Origin of the sequence: Bacillus sp. PS196, from assembly GCF_037963555.1 — a bacterium.
Classification (GTDB): Bacteria; Bacillota; Bacilli; order Bacillales; family Bacillaceae; genus Bacillus; species Bacillus subtilis.
Genome location: NZ_CP150159.1, coordinates 3,973,062 through 3,992,541 on the forward strand (window position 1 = coordinate 3,973,062; position 19,480 = coordinate 3,992,541).

Consider the following 19,480-nt stretch of genomic DNA (forward strand, 5'->3'; position numbering starts at 1 on the left):
CCACTCAGGATGGGATGTGCTTTATTTTTATTCAGTAATCAACGTATGAATCAGCTTCGGCGCCTTCGCTTCCGCGGCGATGCGGATGTTGTCATAGACTTTTGCTATGACTTCATCAACGTTTTCGCGGTTGGCGTAAAGCGTCACGAGCGGTTCGCCTTTTTCTACTTTGTCGCCGACCTTTTTGCGGAGCATGATGCCGACGGCTAAATCGATCTCATCTTCTTTTGTGGCGCGACCGGCACCTAACAGCATCGCTGCGACACCGATTTCGTCCGCAACGATTTCAGAGACGACACCCGCTTCTTTGGCAGGCACATCAATTTGATATGCGGCTTGCGGAAGCTTAGACGGATCGTCAACAATTGAGCTGTCGCCGCCTTGGTTTTTCAGGAAATCCTTGAATTTCTCAAGTGCTTTGCCGTTTTTCATGACTTCTTCCAGCTTCGCTCTCGCTTCGTCCAATGTATCGGCTTTTTTCGCAAGCACAACCATCTGGCTGCCGAGCGTTAAGACAAGCTCATGAAGATCCTCAGGCCCCTCGCCTTTGAGCGTGTCGATCGCTTCTTTGACTTCAAGCGCATTTCCGATCGCAAAGCCGAGTGGCTGGGACATGTCTGAAATGACAGCCATTGTTTGACGGCCGACGTTATTTCCGATGCGTACCATCGCTTTGGCAAGTTCAGCTGCGTCTTCTTCTGTTTTCATGAAGGCGCCCGCTCCCGTTTTTACGTCAAGCACGATGGCGTCCGCCCCGGCAGCGATTTTTTTGCTCATAATCGAGCTTGCAATGAGCGGAATGGAATTGACCGTTCCCGTTACATCACGAAGCGCGTACAGTTTTTTATCAGCCGGCGTTAAATTGCCGCTTTGGCCGATGACCGCAACCTTGTCGCGGTTCACAAGTTTAATAAATTCATCCTTCGTCAGCTCCACGTGGAAGCCGGCGATTGCCTCTAACTTATCAATCGTGCCGCCCGTATGGCCGAGGCCGCGGCCGGACATCTTAGCAACCGGCACATCAAGAGCCGCAACAAGCGGAGCGAGAACGAGTGTTGTCGTGTCGCCAACGCCGCCAGTGGAGTGTTTATCCACTTTAATTCCTTCAATGGCAGAAAGATCAATCGTTTCACCGGAGTTCACCATAGCCATCGTCAAGTCCGCGCGTTCACGGTCACTCATATCCTGGAAGAAAATCGCCATAGCAAGCGCGCTTGCCTGATAATCAGGAATGCTTCCGTCTGTATAGCCGTTCACGAAAAATTGAATTTCTTCAGTGGTGAGTTCTTTTCCGTTTTGTTTTTTGATGATGATATCTACCATTCTCATGTTTGGTCACCGATCCTTTTCGATTAAGTTCAGTAAATCAAGCCCACAATTGCTGCTGATAAAAAGCTGACAAGCGTAGCACCGTATAATAATTTCAAGCCGAAACGAGCGACGACATTTCCTTGCTTTTCATTCAGTCCTTTTACGGCACCGGCAATGATTCCGATTGAGGAGAAGTTCGCAAATGACACAAGGAATACCGATACGATCGCTGTTGTACGGCCGCTGAAATGGAAACCGTTTTGCGTAAGCGACGTCATGGCGACAAATTCATTCGATACCATTTTTGTTGCCATAATGCTTCCCGCATTAACAGCTTCATTCCATGGGATACCGACAAGAAAAGCGAATGGAGCAAACACATATCCAAGAATGCCTTGGAACGAAATACCGAATACTGCATTAAAAATGCCATTGATCAATGCAATAATCGCGACAAATCCAATCAGCATCGCAGCGACGACAACCGCTACTTTGAAACCGTCAAGGATGTATTCTCCGAGCACTTCGAAGAAAGATTGTTTTTCTTCTTCCTCAACACGAAGCATATCCTCTTCTTTTGCAACCTCGTACGGATTAATAATAGAAGCAATTATGAAACCGCCAAATAAGTTCAAGACCAGCGCTGTTACAACATATTCCGGTTTCAGCATTGTCATATACGCGCCGACAATCGACATTGATACAGTTGACATCGCAGATGCGCAAAGCGTGTACAAGCGCTGCTGATTTAAAAGACCGAGTTCTTTCTTCAAGGAGATAAATACTTCTGACTGCCCTAAAATCGCAGAAGCCACTGCGTTATACGATTCCAATCTTCCCATACCGTTTACCTTGCTGAGGGCAAGGCCGATATATCTAATAATAAACGGGAGGACTTTCCACTTTTGCAGAATCCCGATCAGAGCGGAAATAAACACGATTGGCAAGAGAACATTCATAAAGAATGTCGTTTGGTCCGCATTCACCAAGCCGCCAAACACAAAGTTAATTCCCTCTGCCGCGTATTCAAGCAGATAACCGAATCCTTTTGCAAATCCTCCCACGAGGAAATTCCCTATTCCGGTATTGAGGAGAATGTAGCCAAGAATAAATTGCAAAATGAGCATAACAACAATTGGGCGGATCTTAATTCTTTTTTTGCCGCTGCTCGCGATCCACGCGAGGCCTAAAAACACGATTAAACCGATAATCCCAATCAAATACTTCATATGTGTTTCTCCTTTATTTGTATTCGCTTACAATCACTGTTTCCTCAGAAAACGGAAAGCAGTCTGCCTTCCGTCAGCTCTTAATAGTTGTCTCCGCCTGATGCATTTTCTCCTTTTACGATAGAAACACCTGCGCTGGCGCCAATTCGGCTTGCTCCGGCCTCTACCATTGTGTCTACATCTTCTTTCGTTCTGACGCCGCCAGATGCTTTCACGCCGATATCAGGTCCTACTGTTTTGCGCATTAAGGCGATATCTTCCTTCGTTGCGCCGCCTGTAGAAAAGCCTGTTGATGTTTTTACGAAATCGGCTCCCGCAGACACCGCTAAACGGCATGCACGTTCTTTTTCTTCATCAGTCAGAAGGCACGTTTCGATAATGACTTTGACAAGCGCTTTTCCGGCTGCAGCTTCCACTACACCGCGGATATCAGCTTCCACCACATCGTCTTCCTTGTCTTTTAAAGCGGCAATATTAATGACCATATCCACTTCAGTGGCGCCTTTTGAAATGGCGTCTTTTGTTTCGAACGCTTTTGTTTCAGTTGTATTGGCACCGAGCGGGAAGCCGATGACCGTACAAACGTCGACTCCAGTTCCCTTAAGCTCTTTTGCAGCAAGCTCCACCCATGTCGGATTGACACATACTGAAGCAAATTTGTATGTTTTCGCTTCTTCAATTAGTTTTAGAATTTCCGCTTTTTGTGTATGCGGTTTCAAAGCTGTATGATCAATTATGTTGGCTAATGACATCCTTCGCACACTTCCTTTTTTGTTAAGATATTTTTTAGCATAACCGACTTTTGAACATATGTAAATTGGTAATTGAAATTTTGTTCAACGAAAGGTTTGAACGTGTCACAAATCATTAACAAGCGCCCTCGCGGTATGCTGGTCAATGATTAAAACGTTGGCATATTTTCCGGTTAATGCTCCGTGAATGGAAGATACTTTTCTGCTTCCGCCGGCAACTAAAATGGAGCGTTCCTTCAGCCTGAGGTCTTCAAGCTCAACACCGATGGTCCGGTCATTGATGGCACTGCTGCAAATATTCCCTTTCGCATCAAAAAAGCGTGAACAAATATCCCCGACGGCCTGTTTTTTCAGCAGGGCTTTCTCTTCTTCGTTAAAATATCCGAGCCGAAACAACAGCGCTTCATCACGGACAGTCCCGACCGTAAAGAGAGCGATATTCGCCTGCTTGCCCATCTCAATAATCCGCTCAATATGGCGGTCTTTCTCCACCATTCGCTTCACATCCGCATTATCAAACACGACAGGAAGCGGAAGATAGCGCGGCATCGTTTGAAAAGCCTCTGCAAACAGCTGAATCGTTTCAGCTGAATACGTGTTTACCCGGGAATGGCTGATGCCGCCTTTCAGCTGGACGACCTCGACGCCTTTTACCTGCTTCGGCTGCATATTTTGCGCGATTTGATACATGGTAGTTCCCCAGCTGACGCCGACAATGTCGCCGTCTTTTACCGTTTCATGCATATATTCTGCACCATAGCGGCTTAGGTCATGTGTAATTCCTGCATAATCGGGTGTCGGGGAAAACACAACATGCGCCTCAAGGAGCCCGTATTTCTCTTCAAGTATGGAACCGAGCGCATCCAAATCCTCAAAAGGGTCCATGACGCGAATCTGGACATACCCTTTTTCCTTTGCATATTGCAGCAGCCGGGAAACGGTTGGCCTTGAAATGTTGAGCTGCTCAGCAATTTGCTGCTGACTGTAGTCAGACTGATAGTAAAGCCTTGCCGCTTCTATGCTTAATTGTTGTTTTTCCCGATCCATTCTGCACCTCCCTGTGGATCAGTCCTGATAAAACTGCTTTTGATTTGCTTTTATTATACAGGCTGGCGCCGGCTTTCATCCACCTGATTTCTAAGAAACTGATAAACGCTCTGGGCGCGGACCTGCCCAGAGCTTATTTCTCCCAGGTCATATGCTGATAAATGCCTTTCATAATGGCGTACATTCCATATAGGATCAGGCCTAATGCCAATATAGACAGAATCAATTTGCCATGCGGCTGCTGCGCGAGTTCGGCGAGCGCACCGTCAAAACCTCTTGTATCGTCAGGATCAGCGGTCATGGCTGTCTTGATGAGAAAATAGCCGATGGCTGAGAAAATAATGGCGCGGGCGATATTGCCTGCGCGCCCGGTGTTTTTCGTGATGCATATCATCTGTTTGTTCATTTTTGATGTATCGAATTCTTTCATAAAAGCAGCCCGAACGCCTTTCATAAATTGAATAATCGCAAATACGATAAAACCCGCACCCGTAAGCCCTGTGAGCCATTGGCCGAACGGCTGCGCCAATACATAAGCGGACCACGTCTGTTCTGAAGTGCCGCCGTCCCCTTGGCCAAACACAAATCGCAAGGCATTCCAAGCGATGGATGTATAAACGGCGGCACTGAAAAAGTTTCCTATTCTCCGTGACAGGCCTCGCCTGCTGTTTCCGTGCCCCTCCGTGTCCTTGATCGCACTTAACACCATCCAGATTACATAGCCGATAAGGCCGATGCCTATTAAAAAAAGCAATAGTGACCCATACGGCATGCGTGATAGCGTTTGGAGAGCTCCGCTCGAATCTTTGGCGCGGCCTGCCCCGGCAGCCGTCATAAAAGCCAAAACCCCAAGCAGAATAAAAACGCCGCCGAATGCAAAATAACCAAGCCTCCCGAATCGTTTGATCCAAGGCTTGGTTTCCTGTTTTATTTTTGACATGTACCGGTCTTTCACCGCCATGTGTCCAACCCTCTTTCACAGAAATCTTTACTGTAACATTCCCGATTGGACAAAGTTGAAACAGCTTCTGCCTCAGCTATGGCTGGCTGAGATACGTTTTTGCTGTTTAGCTGATTGTGCAGGTGTCATCCAAGCAGCCGCTGCGGCAGCTGTGACTCCGCCTGCTAATTTCCCAATGATCATGGCCGCCGCCATTTCTTTTTTCATTCCAGCTACAAAACCGAGATGGCTGCCGAGTACAAAGGCGCCGCTGACCGCAAACGCGACATTGATGACCTTTCCTCTCGGCGTCATATCCTTTAATGAAGCCAGCATTGGGATATGATGCGCCAAAGAGGTCACTAAGCCTGCTGTTGCTGTCTCATCTAAATGAAGGCATTTCCCCAGAGCCTGAAGCGGTTTTTTAAAGGTTTTTGTAATAAATGCCGTCATCGGGAACGCCCCTGCCAGAGCAATGGCGATGGTCCCTGTCGTTTGTATCCCTGTCTCGACATTCTCCATTCCCGGAATCAGCACAATGCCGGTCATCGTTTCAACAGAAACAGCTGCAAGCCCGATAATCGCAACCATACTGACCGCTTTCCCGAAGAGATGAAACAACTGAATCATTCTGTCGGTGTATCGCCATAACCCAAAAGCGATGACAGCAGATAACAGACTCGGGATCAGAAGATTTTTACCTATCATGCCGATGTCAAAGCCTGCGCATAATCCGCCGATTAAGCAACCGATCGGCACTGTGCACAGCCCGATTAATATGCCTTTCGCAAAATACGGATGATCCTCTTTTTCGATGATGCCAAGAGCGACGGGAATCGTGAAGACGATTGCCGGCCCCATCATTGTTCCTAAAAACACCCATGAAAACAGCCCGGCCTGCGGATCTTTCGCCATTTCTCCAGCCAGCGCATATCCTCCCATATCAATCGCCAAAATGGTGTTCGCAAAGGAAGAAGGATCCGCGCCAATCGCTGTGTAAAACGGAGCAACAATGGGAATCAAGATTGCTGCCAGCACGGGCGCCAGCGACACAATTCCGATCATGGACAGCGCCAGCGGCCCCATAGCCTTAAAGCCGTCCGCAAACCGCTCGCCTAGCCCCCATCTGTTTCCCAAACAATAATCCGCCGCTCCCCATAGTAAAAAGGCAGCCAAAATGAATACAACCGCGTCATTCACCGTCATGGTTTTCTCCTTTTTCAAACGTATGATTGGTTTTATCATATCATCTGAAATCATCGAATAGAGTTGATCTTATTCAATATGAGCTAAAAATTCTTTTATATCGGCTTTTTCAACGGCTGTTATGATGCTCCGCGCTTTTTCTTGCGGGACCGTTAATGTCAATTTTTCTATTATGTCTTCTTCCGACAGCTCATTTCCTGGCGCCCCTTTTGGGCAGTCCACACGCGCTTCGCAAATCCGGCCGTCTGATAAATAGGCCCGGACAATCGTGAAACGGCCTTTTGGAACGGCATGAGGAGCCGGCTGAATAGCATTGTCATATACGCGCTGAATATGCCCTATTGTCGTTTGAATGCCGTTTGGGATCGGCTGGCTGTTGAAATGTTCAACGGTCAGGTCGTGTCCATGCAAGGCAAGAGCAATCACATATTCAACGCTGAAACGGCCTTCCTCTCCAGTTTTCGGAGATCTTTCCGTCAATGCAGCATCTCCGCCTGGCGGAAAGATCACTTCAATACGTTCGGTATTGGCAGCAGAAATGGTTTCTTCGGAGATAAGCTTTCGTACCGCATCTGCAGCATGGTGTGCTGCGGAACAAAATGGATAGATTTTAAACCATAGACCCGGCTGCACAATTCTCCACGGTGCCCCCCAATCGTTTAGCAAAGTATGTTGTGCTTTTTCAACGTCACCGTACAGACTGAAGAAACCAGTTTCTCCATCAAGTGCCGTCCGGGACCCGCCAAATTCTGATTGGGCCAGCTTAACGGCCAGCAAGCCAGCCTGAGCCGCCAAACCGGCGTGCAGCGGTTTCATTTCTGTTCCAAATTGCACCCTCATCCCAGCAGATTGCGTAGCCGCAAAACCAATTGCTTTTTCCAGCTCTTCCTGAGTCAGCTCCTCAGCATAACCTACGGCGCAGGCAGCAGCGATGGCACCAAGCGTTCCTGTATTATGCCAGCCCTTTTCATAGTGGCGGCTGCCAATTGATTCTCCCAGCCGTGCCATCACTTCAACACCAACAATATAAGCGCCAAGAAGCCGCTCGTCATGTCCGCGAGCGGCAGATGCAATAAGGGCCGGCACGATGACTGCACTGGGGTGTCCTCTTACATCGGAGTGGACATCATCAAAATCCAATGCATGGGCGATAAATCCATTCAGCATCGCGGATTGTAATGGCGCGGCCTTTTTGCCCTGTCCGATAATAGGAACAAGGGGCCGGCCTCCTTCATCCTCTATCAGACGGAGGAGCTTTTGAATTCCTTTATCTTCTCTTCCTGCGAATGAAGCGGCAGTAAAATCAAGTAATCCTTTTTTTGCTTTGCGAATCGCGTCAACTGAATGCTCAGGTTGTGACGTTCTCACAGCCTCTGCAAGACCTGCTGTCAGCCCTTGTTTGCTCATTTGATGGTCTCCAATACAATAACCGCCAGCTCCGCAAAGTATTGTGAGGCAACCGTAAGGGCATCTTCATCCAGTGTAAAGGCCGGATGATGCCACTCCTCCGTCCCGTTCGTTCCCATCCAGACAAAAAATCCCGGAATCTTCTCTTGATACAGAGCGAAGTCTTCTCCGCCCGGAGACTGCTCAGCGTGAACGGTTTGATAGCCAAGCCGTGCCGCAGCTTCGGATGCCGCATTCAAAAATGTGCCGTCATTCTGAACGGAAGGCAAATAAGGAAACCACTTGAATTCTGCTTGTGCCCCATAGCCCGCTGCAATTCCTTCAGCCACTCGTCTCATATGCTCCGGAACAGCCTGCCTCGCTTCTTTTTGAAAGGTTCGAACCGTCCCCTCCATTTCAGCTTGGTCTGGAATTACGTTCCACGAGGTGCCCGCCTGTACTCTTGTGATACTGACGACTGCGTTTTGCAGTGAGCTGATATTGCGGCTGACCACAGATTGCAGCCCGCTGATGATTTGTCCGGCTGCAGCGATTGGATCAATACTGTTATTCGGGATGCCGGCGTGTCCGCCTTTCCCTTTGATGACGATCTCAAACCGGTCAACACTTGCCATAAGCGGACCTTCCTTTACACCAATGGTTCCGACAGGCAGATCCGGCTTATTGTGCATGCCGAAAATTGCGGAAACGTCATCAAGTACGCCAGCTTCTATGACCTTTCTTGCTCCTGCTGCAATTTCTTCGGCCGGCTGAAAGATAAAGCGGACTGTACCTTTCAGCTCGGCCTTTCTTTGATTCAGCAAAATCGCTGTGCCAATAATAGAAGCAGTATGAAAATCGTGTCCGCACGCATGCATTGTGCCATCAACCTTAGATGCAAATGGGAGATTCGTCTGTTCTTGGATCGGGAGCGCGTCAATGTCCGCTCGTATTGCTATCACGGGGCCGTCTTCCCGTCCTTTGATTTCTGCAATCACACCAGTCTCCAATTGAGGAACATCAAGTATTTCGATTTGCTCCTCCTCAAGCCAGCGGCGGATTTTTTTTGTCGTTTCAATCTCTTGAAATGACAGCTCAGGATGTTCATGAAGATCACGCCGCATATTGATTAAACGGGTATGAAACGCTTTGTCGGCCATTGTTCTTCTCCCCTTCTTATATAAGCTCTGCAGGCTCTCCCACCTGCTTGATAAATCGTTTCGTCCGTTCGTTTTTCGGATGGTCAAACAATTCCTCTGGCGTTCCCTGCTCGATAATATGGCCGTCTGCCATAAAAATCACTTGATCAGCAACCTCTTTTGCAAACGCCATTTCGTGTGTAACAATGATCATCGTTGTTTGTTTTTCCGCAATGGACTTGATGACCTGAAGCACCCCTGTGACGAGCTCAGGGTCAAGCGCTGAAGTTGGTTCATCCAGCAAAATCGCATGCGGATTGACCGCAAGCGCCCGGGCGATGCCGATTCGCTGCTGCTGGCCGCCGGACATTGTGATCGGATAGCTGTCAGCCTTATGCTCCAGACCGACTTGTTTCAGAATCTCCATTCCAATACGTTTCGCTTCGTCGCGTGGTTTATGTTGAGCCACGATTAAAGCTTCTGTAATGTTTTGCAGAGCCGTTTTATTTTTAAACAGATTGTAGTTTTGAAAGACCATGGCCGTTTGCTGGCGAAGCCGATATGCTTCCTTGCGTGTAAACTTTTCCGCGTTCAGTTTGGCTTCTCCGATTTCAATAAGTCCTTGATCCGGACGCTCTAATAAATTTAAGCACCGGAGAAGCGTTGATTTTCCGGAACCGGACGGACCGATGATTGCCACCACTTCTCCGCGTTTCACTTCTAGATCGATTCCGTCGAGCACGACGAGATCTTTAAACGCTTTGCGAATATTTTTTACTGTTATCAACTGATTTCACCTCTAAGTCCGGTATGGCTTGCTCATGGCACGTTCAAACAAGTCCTGCAACATGCTGTAGATCATGGTAAGAATCCAATAGACGATCGCAACCGCCAAGTACGTCTCAAAATATTTGAGGTTTCCTGAAGCGTACATCTTCCCTTGGGCGAACATCTCCATGACCCCTAATGTAAAGGCCAGTGACGTTTCTTTCAGGAGCCCGATAAATGTATTGCCCGTTGCCGGGATCGCATTTCGGATCGCTTGCGGCAAAATAATCCGTCTGTATGCCTGAAATTTTGTCATACCGACAGACAGGCACGCCTCCAGTTGCCCGTCATCAACAGAATTGAGGGCAGCCCGGAAGATTTCTGCCAAATATGCTGCATTTTTTAAGCTTAACCCGATGATGGCAGCTGTGAGAGCTGTCATTTTGCTCATCTCTGGAAACAGCTGCGGCAGCCCGTAATAGATTAAGAACAGCTGCACCAGTGTCGGCACGCCTCGGAAAAAGGATATATACAGCTTTGACAGCTGATGAAGCACTGGAATTTTGTTCTTTGTGATGAGTGCGAGAATAAGTCCTCCGATAATGGCAAAAATCATAGCTGCTATGGCCATAAACAACGTGATCGGAAGGGCCTGAATTAAAGTCGGGAACGCTGATATCATGAATTCCCAATCAATCGTGTTCATTCTGGTGAGTCACCGCCGTTTCTTAATGCTTCTGTTCTACTGTGATATCTTCATTAAAGTATTTTTCAGAGAGTTTTTTCAGTGTTCCGTCTTTACGCAATTCATCTAGCGCCTTATTGACTTTTTTGCGGAGCTTGTCGTGCGCATCGTCCTTGGCAAATGGGAATGCAACCTGTTCGTAAACAATCGGATCTCCTGCAAGCTTTAATGGCAAACCGGTCTTCTTGATTTGCGCGATCAGCACAGTGCGGCTGTTGACATAAGCGTCTACACGGCCGTACGCAACATCCTTCAGCGTACCCTCTTGTGTTTCGTACGTTTTGATATTGATTTTTTTATCAGGATCTTTGCTTTCAAGGTTTTTCGCGTGGTTTGAACCGAGAACGGCTGCGACTGTCTTGCCTTTCAAATCGTCTACTGATTTGATGTCTGTATTGTCTTTTTTGACGACAATCTGTGTTCCCGCATAAGCGTATGGTTTCGTAAAGTTATACGTTTCCTTACGTTCGTCTGTCACAGCTACCTGGTTAGAAATGGTGTCAAGCTTGCCTGTTTGAAGCTCTCCCATCAGCCCGCTGAATTCAAGCAGCTTCCAGTCCAGTTTCATGTCAATTTTCTTAGCGACTGCTTCCATCACTTCCACGTCAAAACCTGTCAGCTTTCCGTTTTCTTTATAAGCAAATGGGTAACTTTGTCCTGTCGCACCGACATGAAGCACATTGTCATCCTCTTTACTGCTGCTGTTTCCATTGCCGCAAGCTGAGAGCACCGCTAATAATGCAGCAACGACCAGCACTGTCCATTTTTTCATCTTCATTTGATTTTCCCGCCTTTTCTATTTTTATAGATCATGTCGCAATTGTTTTTTCATATAGACTGTGATATGCCCTTTTCCAAGGTCTTGTTCACCTGAGCGGACATATCCTTTTCGTTCGTACATCTCAATCAGCCACGGATGCTTATCCGCTGTTCCGAGTGAGACAAACGGAACCTTTAACGTATCGCGAAGGATTGTTTCCTCCAGCCATTGAAGCAGCTTTGTTCCGATTCCTTTTTTTCCGGTGTCGGGGTCCACAGCAAACCACCAGATATGCGGAACGCCATACGGTCCCGGCTGTTTTCCCCAAGGCATTCTCAAGGTGATGGTCGCGATGATCCGCCCGTCTTCTTCCATGACGTAGCAAGCATTTTCCCGAATATTTTTCAGCACCAAATCCAAATCCGCATGAGCGGCAGCAAAACGAATGCCGAGCTTTCGAATCGGTTCATAAGCCCGCAATGTCAGCTCGAGAAGCTGTTCGGCATCACGTTCAACTGCAAGGCGGTATCGTGGCTTCATCTAGCGTTCCTCCTTACTTTGCATAGCGGTTTACCGGCTTTTCCAAACCGAAGTGCTCTCGTAATGTTGTGCCTTCATATTCTTTTCTGAACACGCCGCGCTCCTGTAAAATCGGAACCACTTGATCAACAAACACTTCAATTCCTTCTGGAAGAAGCGGAGGCATGATGTTAAACCCGTCACACGCTTTCGTATCCACCCATTCCTGCATCTTGTCGGCGAGCTGCTCCGGCGTGCCGACGAAGATATGGTGGCCTCTGGAGCCTGCAACGTATTTGTAAAGCTCTCGTATCGTCATATTGTCCCGTTCAGCCATTTCCTGAACAAGCTTGAAGCGGCTCTTCACCGCATTGGAAGCTTCTGCGTCAAGCTTCGGCAGCGGCCCATCAAGCGGATATGCTGACAAATCAATTCCGCCCAAGTAATTTTGGAGAATTTGCAGACCGACAGATGGGATAATCAGATCTTGAAGCTCCTTGTATTTGGCTTGCGCTGCTTCTTCTGTATCGGCAATGATTGGGAAAATACCCGGCATGATGGCGATTTTTTCTGGATCACGTCCGAATTCCGCAGCCTGTTCTTTAATGGATTGATAAAATTCTTGAGCTGATTCCAGGTGGTTTTGTGCTGTGAAGATCACTTCGGCTGTTTTGGCAGCCAGCGCTTTTCCGTCTCCTGATGATCCTGCCTGGATAATGACCGGCTGGCCCTGCGGGGTTCTTGAAACGTTCAGAGGTCCGCGAACCGAGAAATATTCTCCTTTGTGGTTCAGCTCGTGCATTTTTTCTTTGTCAAAGAATTCACCCGTTTCTTTATTACGGATAAAGGCGTCCTCTTCCCATGAATCCCAAAGCCCCTTTACAACCTCGACAAATTCCTCTGCCCGCTGATAGCGCAAATGGTGTTCAAGGTGCTTTTCACCGCTGAAATTCAGTGCTGTTGATTCAATAGATGAAGTGACGACGTTCCATCCGGCACGGCCATTGGAGAGATGATCCAATGACGCAAACTGTCTGGCAATATGGAATGGCTCGCTGTATGTAGTGGAGGCTGTTGCTGTCAGTCCGATTTTTGATGTGACCTGCGCCAAAGCAGAGAGCAGGGTGAATGGCTCAAACCTTGTTAATACATTTGGATGTGATTTGCTGTCAATTGAAAGGCTGTCCGCTAAAAACAGCATATCCAGCTTGCCTCGCTCCGCTGTTTTCGCAAGCTCTTTAAAATAATCCAAATTCATGCTCGCATCTGACGGCGCTTCCGGGTGCCGCCAAGACGCAACATGATGGCCTGTACCCGCTAAAAATACCCCTAATTTGATTTGTTTCTTTTTGCTTGTCATGACGATACTCCTTTTATCATGTTTTTAGGCTGAATAATCCGAAAAATAAACTCCTATATTCCTAGTCGTTTAATATGAATAAATCAAAATGTACCTTTGTCTTGGACGTTTGTCAATGAGTTAAGATTAAATTTTTCTTTTTAAGCTGAAAAGAATCTCGCGGGATCATGGGGCGGCATTTGTGCAACCTGTATACTGGCAAAACCAGTCTGATACTGAGACCCGTTTTGATCCAAAGTTTTATATAAATGTAGCTTGCACCTTATCTCTACTTCCGACCATACGCATTTTGCCGCCACTTTTGCTCTTTGCTAATAAACGCGCGTGGTCGCCGTCGAAGAACGGTCCATTTTCCCACTCATTCAGAAGCTGAGACATCACATAAAAAATAAGCTGATCCCGGATTCATACCGAAATCAGCTAATGGAATCTTAATTAAGTTCTAGAATACTTTCTTCTGCTTTAGCAGAAAACTCTTTAGGCTCAAGGCGGTCTAGGTCTTCATGAAATAAACTCATTTTTTGGATTTGCCGATTGTCATAGTGGTGGAAATAGTAGTTTCCAGTTTCGTTGCACATCACGGAAATATATTGCGTATAATGAATTTCGTCTTCTTCCGTTATCACTGCGCCCTTTGGTATCGTCATATTTGCCATAATTTGAAAAGCGGCTGTTACACCTTTCGTTTCATCGGCCGCCGGCTCTAGATGTTCTTTCAAATAAACAGCTCTGACAAACCGGGAAGGCGGTGTGTAATCCCCCGGCAGACCAACAGTTCCTAAGCCTTGGCCAAAAGCAGAAAGGGCTAATCCGCCCATCTCTTTGCTCTCTAATTGCTTCGGTCTGATTCCTGTATATTGCTGCAGATTGGTTACATGCCATATAAAGTCGGGGCTGTTCGTCATGACACCAGGTTGATTATCATAGACTTTGAGGCCGACTGCTCTTGGTTCTATCGTCAGGCTTCGGCCCGTCCGGTCTGACAATATCCAGTGAAGCGGTAAAACTGTATCCAATAGATCTAATTTTTTCTCTACAATCGTTAAAGATCGAATCTTTTCTTTTACGTCTTCCAAAGACTTACAGACTGACAGCACCCATGTCACAAACTCATGCGGGGCAATGTGAACGGTATCTTCCCGTATCGTTTTTTCGTACTCCGCATAGCCAGGAAAATAAAGTGCAGCACACGATAAACCGTTTTCATTAACGCCGTCTGCAAATAAAATATTACCAAGTTTTCTTCCCATACCGATAAATGCGTACTGTGTCTGATGGGCCTTTCCGTCAGCTTCACTCTTCCAGCTGTAACGGCGCGGATAGAGAATGATCTCCGTCCCCAGCTGAAATGCAAAATCCATTGTTCTCGCCAATAAATGATTCCGGTCAGCAGTTTCCAATGTAAGACTTGTGCACATTTGATCAGTCCCCTTTTCAATTCAGATTAATATCATACATATTGTGAACGAATTGGTTTTATCAGCATAACGAAAGTCAAATCGATTCGTCAAAGAATTGACATTACATCAAATAAAACGAAAAAATCCAGCCTTTAGAAGGCTGGATTTTTTATTATTTAGCCAAAACAAGCTCGTGAATCGCATGCGCAACACCATGTTCATTATTGGAGCGTGTTTGAAAGTTTGCTGCTTCCAATACTTCTGGGATGGCGTTTGCCATGGCAACCCCGCAGCCCGCCCATTCGATCATTGTCAGGTCGTTCCCGTTGTCGCCTATGCACATGACTTCCGCCTGTTCAATTCCAAGCAGCTGAGCCAGCTGGCGTACAGCATTTCCTTTGCTGGCTTCCGAGTGCAGAATTTCATAAAAGAAAGGCGCGCTTCTGACCATTGTATATTTTTCTCTCACGTCTTTCGGAATCGATGTAATGACGCGGCTTAAGTTCTCCGGTTTATCAATAAACATCACTTTCGGGATGAGGATATCTTTTGGCACCTCGTCAATTTTGCGGAAATGAAGCGGCACCTGTGTCACATAGGATTCGTATACGGTAAATTCGCTAATGTCCCGGTTAGGCGTATACAAATTAGATGAGTCAAAGAAATGCATCGGCGTCTTCAGCTCTAAGCTCAGGTCATATAATGAAGTCAAATCATCATAACCGAGAGACAGCTCCGAGACCACTTCATTTGTATGCGTATTTAGAACAAGTGCTCCATTATACGCAATAACATAGTCGCCTTCTTCAATTAAATTCAGTTCATCTAAATATCTCTGCACACCCCCGATAGGCCGGCCGGTGCAAAGCACAATTTTGACACCTTCCGCTTTTGCCGCGTGAAGGGCGTCGCGGACCTCCTCTGTTACTTCATGATGATCATTTAAAAGTGTTCCATCCATATCAATTGCAATTAGTTTGTACATCCTGCATCTCCTTCATGTCGTTTTCAGGCTATAGTCCCATCATATCGTTTTTTCTTTTTGATATTCAACCGGAAGAGATGGTTTTCTCCGGATTCTGTTTAGACGCCGCCCTTGTCTTCGGATACGCAAGCGCGGTTTCCGCTTTCTTTCTGCCTTGACGCCGTTTTCTGCTTTTTTCTGTTTCATCAGCAGAAAGCCGGCAGCTAGAAAAGGAATGCCGGTTATATTCAAGATGGCAAGCTTCACACCCGCCGCGATGAAAAAGAACCCCCATGAAGATGATGGATTCCGTCTGATCATGACGTAAGCCGCCATTTCCAGAACAATCAGGATGGCATGAAGCACTATGCCATAAATCAGCAATACAAGGGCAAAAAACAATACATAATTCACGATTGCCCCTGAGTACATCATAGCGCGCATCATTTGTATAAACGATAAGGACTGCATGGAGCCGCTGATGACATTAGGGTTATAGATCGTATAGTCACTAAATAAATGTTTGACTTTGAGAAAAGCCCATAATATAAATATCCATTGAATGATATGTAAAACAAGCCCCGCTGCCACCAGTCTTTCAGCTTTTTGATTTCTCATCTTTCTCCTCCCTGCCGGTCTTTGATTCGATTCTTGTCATCGTTTTTGTCTGGCCATTTTGCTCCCATATCAATGTCCCGTTTTCTCCTCTTTTCAGCGTGCTTTTGAGCGGATAATAGGGGCCGAGGTACTGAATCTCGATAGACCCGTCAGTGCTTTGGGAAATCACCTTGTATGCCATAAAAGGCAGCTGTACCTCTCCTCTTCCTTCCATCACTTCGGTTTCCACAACCTCGTCTTCGGTAAATGTTACTGTTGCTGATTTCACACCGTCCGTTGGCCCGGGGGCACGCCCCTCATCCCACGTTCCGTAATAAAACGGCGTCTCTTCTTTTTGCTGCTGGCAGCCCGATACCATGATGCATACAGCAATTAAAAACAAAATGCCATATTTGTTTCTCAAGGGGATCACCATTCTTTCCTCCTTTTTTGGGCGAATGCCGTGCCACTGTGCCAATGACTACATAAGTTATAAGGAATTCACCCACAAGGAGACTGATCACATGAACCCTTATCAATATTACAGCCCTCAGCTGCCTCAGCAGGAACCTTACTATAGCCACTATGAGTACAATCCTTATCCGCAGCAGGATGTATACGATCCATACCAAATGGACAGACAGCCGGCATTGGAAAGAAGAATCGCAGCACTTGAACGGCAAAATGAACAGCAGTCAAGAGAATTAACCCGTCTGACAAACGAAGACCGCCGTCAAAATCGGGAAATTGCACGGATTGCCGAACAGGTCAATCAGTTAAGCCAGGCTGTTGAACGCCATACACGCCGCCTAAATCGGCTCAATCAGCGCCTCCGTACAGTAGAAAACCGGCTGAATATCCCATTTACTGCAGGGGAAGGCGGTTTCTGAGCGAAACAAAGAAAAAAAGCGGAATACGATTCTCCCATCTCAGGGTTTCGTTTTCCGCATTTCTTATATGTTAAAACGGAACATTTACATAAAAAGGGTTTGTACCCAGTATACAATCTTTACCGTTTTCATTCAAAGATAGAGGGGCTGAGGAAAATAATTGTAGTTCCTCTTTGACGGAATTTCTTTTCATTTCAGTTGCATGATAATACCGACTCACGTCAATCGATACATGGAGGGATCATTCATGCATAATACACAACACGGCTTGCAGCAGCTGAACCAATGCCGCCAAACTGCTCAGCAGCTCATTCAGCAAGCACTGCACGGGCATGACATGGCGATTCAAAAGTGCCAGCAGGTTGTCAACATGTGCAACCAAATGCAACAGGAACTTACTGGACAATCCAGCGTCATGAATACGAATGTGTCTACACTTCCATTCGGCCAAAACACGACATTTCAGCAGCAATCCTACCAGCAGTAACATATAAAAAGCTCAACACAATGCGAGTGTTGAGCTTTTTTTCTTACTGTTCTTTGCGAATATGTATATCCTGAATAAACTGTTTCGGTGCATGAAATCTGCTCTCGGCTTCACTTCTTGCCTCGGCAAAAGCCCGCGCCTCCACATGATCTTTGTAGACATCCAGCTGAATCAAATACAGCGGGCGCACTTTAAATCCATGAATAATGGTTACCGCCCATAACGGGACCACAATAAAAACACCGGGCAGATCGGGCAAAACAAAACCAAACGCAAAAATGAAAAAATAAATGATGCCGTACATGATCCACTTTCTATTTCTAACCTTGATGCCAATAAATAAAAAGGCAAAAAAACTGGTAATGGCAAAAGGCATGAAAATAAACAGCATCCACCAGCTATGCAGCCATTCCCAAGCGGCACCTCTTTTTGTAATTCCCATATTTTTCTCCTCCTATTTACCTATAATAATCGATTAGGCACACCGCGTCACCCATAAACGGGAAAAACTTTCTCCCTTAAAAATAGTGATAGACGGAGAACAGGTTTCTTGCTATATTATTAATTGATAATGATAATCATTACTAATCTATTGAGATACATAGTGGGAGGGTTCTTGATGAAAAAGAACATATTGCTCGTGGGCATGCTTGTGCTGCTTCTCATGTTTGTCAGCGCTTGCAGCGGCACGGCTTCTAAAGGGAGCTCAAGCGATTCTGCTTCCGAAAAAACAGAAATGAGAACATACAAATCACCAAAAGGGAACGTCAACATTCCTGCACATCCGAAACGCATCGTCACTGATTTTTATGCCGGTGAATTGCTGTCTGTCGGGGCCAATGTGGTCGGCTCAGGCTCATGGTCATTTGATAATCCGTTTTTAAAATCAAAGCTGAAAAATGTGAAGGATGTCGGTGATCCAATCAGCGTTGAAAAAGTGATGGAGCTTCAGCCTGACTTAATTGTTGTCATGAATGAAGAGAATGTTGATAAATTAAAGAAAATCGCTCCGACTGTTGTCATACCTTATAACACAGCGAAAAACGTAGAAGACACAGTCAGCATGTTCGGAGATATCGCCGGAGCGAAAGACAAAGCAAAATCCTTTATGGCTGACTTTAACAAAAAAGCGGAAGCAGCTAAGAAGAAAATTGCCGGCGTCATCGACAAAGATGCAACCTTCGGCATTTATGAAAACACAGACAAGGGCGAATTCTGGGTGTTCAATGACAATGGCGGACGCGGCGGCCAAGCTGTATACAATGCACTTGGGTTAAAAGCGCCTGAAAAAATTGAGCAAGATGTCATCAAAAAAGGAGAGATGAAACAGCTCTCTCAAGAGGTTATTCCTGAGTATGCCGCAGATTATATGTTCATTACGGATTACAACCCGAAAGGCGAAAGCAAAACACTCGACAAGCTGGAGAATTCCTCCATTTGGAAAAATCTTGACGCTGTTAAACATAATCGCGTGTTTATCAATGACTTTGACTCGTTCTACCCGTACGACCCGATTTCTGTCAGCAAACAGGTGGATATCATCACCGACATGCTGATCAAACGGGCCGAAGAAAATAAAAAATAAAAAAACGGCACAGTCATGACGCTGTGCCGTTTTTTATGATTCACTTTAATTTTGACTGTACGGAGTCCGGCATATCTTCAAACTTGACTTCTTCCCAAGTCTCGACATACTTTCCTTTCGCCTTCACCTTCAAATACGCGTTCTTCCGAAGCTCTTTGCCGGCGAAAAAGGTCACTTCTTCTTTTTTCCCGGATGCATTATATCCGTCTAATGTATATTCAGTACCGCCCGGACTAAGATGTCTGCCATCTCGATCAATCTGCACATAGACATCTTGCTGGTGAATAAACGGATTAAATCTGTCTGTAACATCGTTATGAAAAAAGAGAAGCCCGCATATTACGGCAGCAGCCGCCAAGACGGCCAGGATTGCCATTGCTTTTTTCATCTTTGCA

Annotated in this window: 22 protein-coding genes; 3 read left to right on the forward strand and 19 right to left on the reverse strand. The window is 46.4% G+C overall.

The features are described from left to right. Positions 1 to 27 precede the first annotated feature (27 nt). The 17 genes from NST79_RS20580 to NST79_RS20660 form a co-directional block, all read right to left on the reverse strand. Entirely contained in the window at positions 28 to 1,329 is a 1,302-nt protein-coding gene (locus NST79_RS20580; RefSeq protein WP_038428059.1) for a pyrimidine-nucleoside phosphorylase, read from the reverse strand. Positions 1,330 to 1,358: 29 nt separating this feature from the next. Next, the gene (gene nupC, locus NST79_RS20585; protein ID WP_003244143.1) at positions 1,359 to 2,540 is read right to left on the reverse strand and encodes a nucleoside permease NupC; all 1,182 of its coding nucleotides are present in this window, start codon (positions 2,538 to 2,540) and stop codon (positions 1,359 to 1,361) included. A gap of 80 nt (positions 2,541 to 2,620) precedes the next feature. After that, on the reverse strand, positions 2,621 to 3,292 hold the full coding sequence (gene deoC, locus NST79_RS20590) for a deoxyribose-phosphate aldolase (protein ID WP_015385091.1): 672 nt from the start codon (positions 3,290 to 3,292) through the stop codon (positions 2,621 to 2,623). Between the two features lie 105 nt (positions 3,293 to 3,397). Next, on the reverse strand, positions 3,398 to 4,339 hold the full coding sequence (gene deoR / locus NST79_RS20595; protein WP_014478458.1) for a DNA-binding transcriptional repressor DeoR: 942 nt from the start codon (positions 4,337 to 4,339) through the stop codon (positions 3,398 to 3,400). A 133-nt stretch (positions 4,340 to 4,472) separates the two neighbouring features. Continuing rightward, positions 4,473 to 5,300 carry a DUF1206 domain-containing protein gene (locus NST79_RS20600; RefSeq protein WP_212060102.1) on the reverse strand — a complete coding sequence of 276 codons (828 nt, stop codon included), beginning with the start codon at positions 5,298 to 5,300 and terminating at the stop codon, positions 4,473 to 4,475. 72 nt (positions 5,301 to 5,372) lie between these two features. After that, positions 5,373 to 6,485: an ethanolamine utilization protein EutH gene (gene eutH / locus NST79_RS20605; protein WP_003243423.1), complete on the reverse strand. Its 1,113-nt coding sequence runs from the start codon at positions 6,483 to 6,485 to the stop codon at positions 5,373 to 5,375. A gap of 69 nt (positions 6,486 to 6,554) precedes the next feature. Further along, positions 6,555 to 7,892, reverse strand: coding sequence for an MmgE/PrpD family protein (locus NST79_RS20610; RefSeq protein WP_212060100.1), 1,338 nt, complete (start codon positions 7,890 to 7,892; stop codon positions 6,555 to 6,557). After that, on the reverse strand, positions 7,889 to 9,031 hold the full coding sequence (gene sndB, locus NST79_RS20615; RefSeq protein WP_212060092.1) for a M20 peptidase aminoacylase family protein: 1,143 nt from the start codon (positions 9,029 to 9,031) through the stop codon (positions 7,889 to 7,891). The genes NST79_RS20610 and sndB overlap by 4 nt, the downstream gene beginning before the upstream one ends. 16 nt (positions 9,032 to 9,047) lie before the next feature. Further along, the gene (locus NST79_RS20620; RefSeq protein ID WP_089172714.1) at positions 9,048 to 9,797 is read right to left on the reverse strand and encodes an amino acid ABC transporter ATP-binding protein; all 750 of its coding nucleotides are present in this window, start codon (positions 9,795 to 9,797) and stop codon (positions 9,048 to 9,050) included. 12 nt (positions 9,798 to 9,809) lie between these two features. Then, positions 9,810 to 10,484, reverse strand: a complete 675-nt coding sequence (locus NST79_RS20625) for an amino acid ABC transporter permease (protein WP_014481396.1) — start codon at positions 10,482 to 10,484, stop codon at positions 9,810 to 9,812. A gap of 22 nt (positions 10,485 to 10,506) precedes the next feature. After that, positions 10,507 to 11,301: an amino acid ABC transporter substrate-binding protein gene (locus NST79_RS20630; RefSeq protein WP_003227109.1), complete on the reverse strand. Its 795-nt coding sequence runs from the start codon at positions 11,299 to 11,301 to the stop codon at positions 10,507 to 10,509. A gap of 24 nt (positions 11,302 to 11,325) precedes the next feature. Next, positions 11,326 to 11,823 carry a sulfur-containing aminoacid acetyltransferase SnaB gene (gene snaB, locus NST79_RS20635; protein WP_003242734.1) on the reverse strand — a complete coding sequence of 166 codons (498 nt, stop codon included), beginning with the start codon at positions 11,821 to 11,823 and terminating at the stop codon, positions 11,326 to 11,328. A 13-nt stretch (positions 11,824 to 11,836) separates the two neighbouring features. Continuing rightward, positions 11,837 to 13,162, reverse strand: a complete 1,326-nt coding sequence (locus tag NST79_RS20640; RefSeq protein WP_163130400.1) for an LLM class flavin-dependent oxidoreductase — start codon at positions 13,160 to 13,162, stop codon at positions 11,837 to 11,839. A gap of 431 nt (positions 13,163 to 13,593) precedes the next feature. Then, positions 13,594 to 14,580: a choloylglycine hydrolase family protein gene (gene yxeI, locus NST79_RS20645; protein WP_212060090.1), complete on the reverse strand. Its 987-nt coding sequence runs from the start codon at positions 14,578 to 14,580 to the stop codon at positions 13,594 to 13,596. A 154-nt stretch (positions 14,581 to 14,734) separates the two neighbouring features. Next, positions 14,735 to 15,547: a sugar-phosphatase gene (gene yidA / locus NST79_RS20650; RefSeq protein ID WP_212060088.1), complete on the reverse strand. Its 813-nt coding sequence runs from the start codon at positions 15,545 to 15,547 to the stop codon at positions 14,735 to 14,737. Positions 15,548 to 15,586: 39 nt separating this feature from the next. Next, positions 15,587 to 16,144 (reverse strand): hypothetical protein, encoded by a 558-nt coding sequence (locus NST79_RS20655; RefSeq protein ID WP_003242636.1) that lies wholly within the window; start codon positions 16,142 to 16,144, stop codon positions 15,587 to 15,589. Then, positions 16,125 to 16,559 carry a YxeF family protein gene (locus tag NST79_RS20660; protein WP_029318590.1) on the reverse strand — a complete coding sequence of 145 codons (435 nt, stop codon included), beginning with the start codon at positions 16,557 to 16,559 and terminating at the stop codon, positions 16,125 to 16,127. Before NST79_RS20660 ends, NST79_RS20655 begins: the two co-directional genes overlap by 20 nt. An 88-nt stretch (positions 16,560 to 16,647) precedes the next feature. Here NST79_RS20660 and cotNE point away from each other — a divergent pair, with 88 nt between their 5' ends. Continuing rightward, positions 16,648 to 17,013, forward strand: coding sequence for an inner spore coat protein CotNE (gene cotNE, locus NST79_RS20665; RefSeq protein ID WP_003227093.1), 366 nt, complete (start codon positions 16,648 to 16,650; stop codon positions 17,011 to 17,013). Positions 17,014 to 17,260: 247 nt separating this feature from the next. Next, a complete protein-coding gene (locus NST79_RS20670) occupies positions 17,261 to 17,500 on the forward strand; it encodes a hypothetical protein (protein ID WP_212060086.1) in 240 nt (79 codons plus the stop codon). 43 nt (positions 17,501 to 17,543) lie between these two features. Here NST79_RS20670 and NST79_RS20675 read toward each other — a convergent pair whose 3' ends face one another. Continuing rightward, positions 17,544 to 17,942 carry a hypothetical protein gene (locus NST79_RS20675; protein WP_212060084.1) on the reverse strand — a complete coding sequence of 133 codons (399 nt, stop codon included), beginning with the start codon at positions 17,940 to 17,942 and terminating at the stop codon, positions 17,544 to 17,546. Between the two features lie 177 nt (positions 17,943 to 18,119). On the opposite strand from NST79_RS20675, the gene NST79_RS20680 reads away from it, so the two are divergent. Then, a complete protein-coding gene (locus tag NST79_RS20680) occupies positions 18,120 to 19,085 on the forward strand; it encodes an iron-hydroxamate ABC transporter substrate-binding protein (RefSeq protein ID WP_014481404.1) in 966 nt (321 codons plus the stop codon). 40 nt (positions 19,086 to 19,125) lie between these two features. Here NST79_RS20680 and NST79_RS20685 read toward each other — a convergent pair whose 3' ends face one another. Then, positions 19,126 to 19,473 carry a YxeA family protein gene (locus tag NST79_RS20685; RefSeq protein WP_003227084.1) on the reverse strand — a complete coding sequence of 116 codons (348 nt, stop codon included), beginning with the start codon at positions 19,471 to 19,473 and terminating at the stop codon, positions 19,126 to 19,128. Positions 19,474 to 19,480 lie beyond the last annotated feature (7 nt).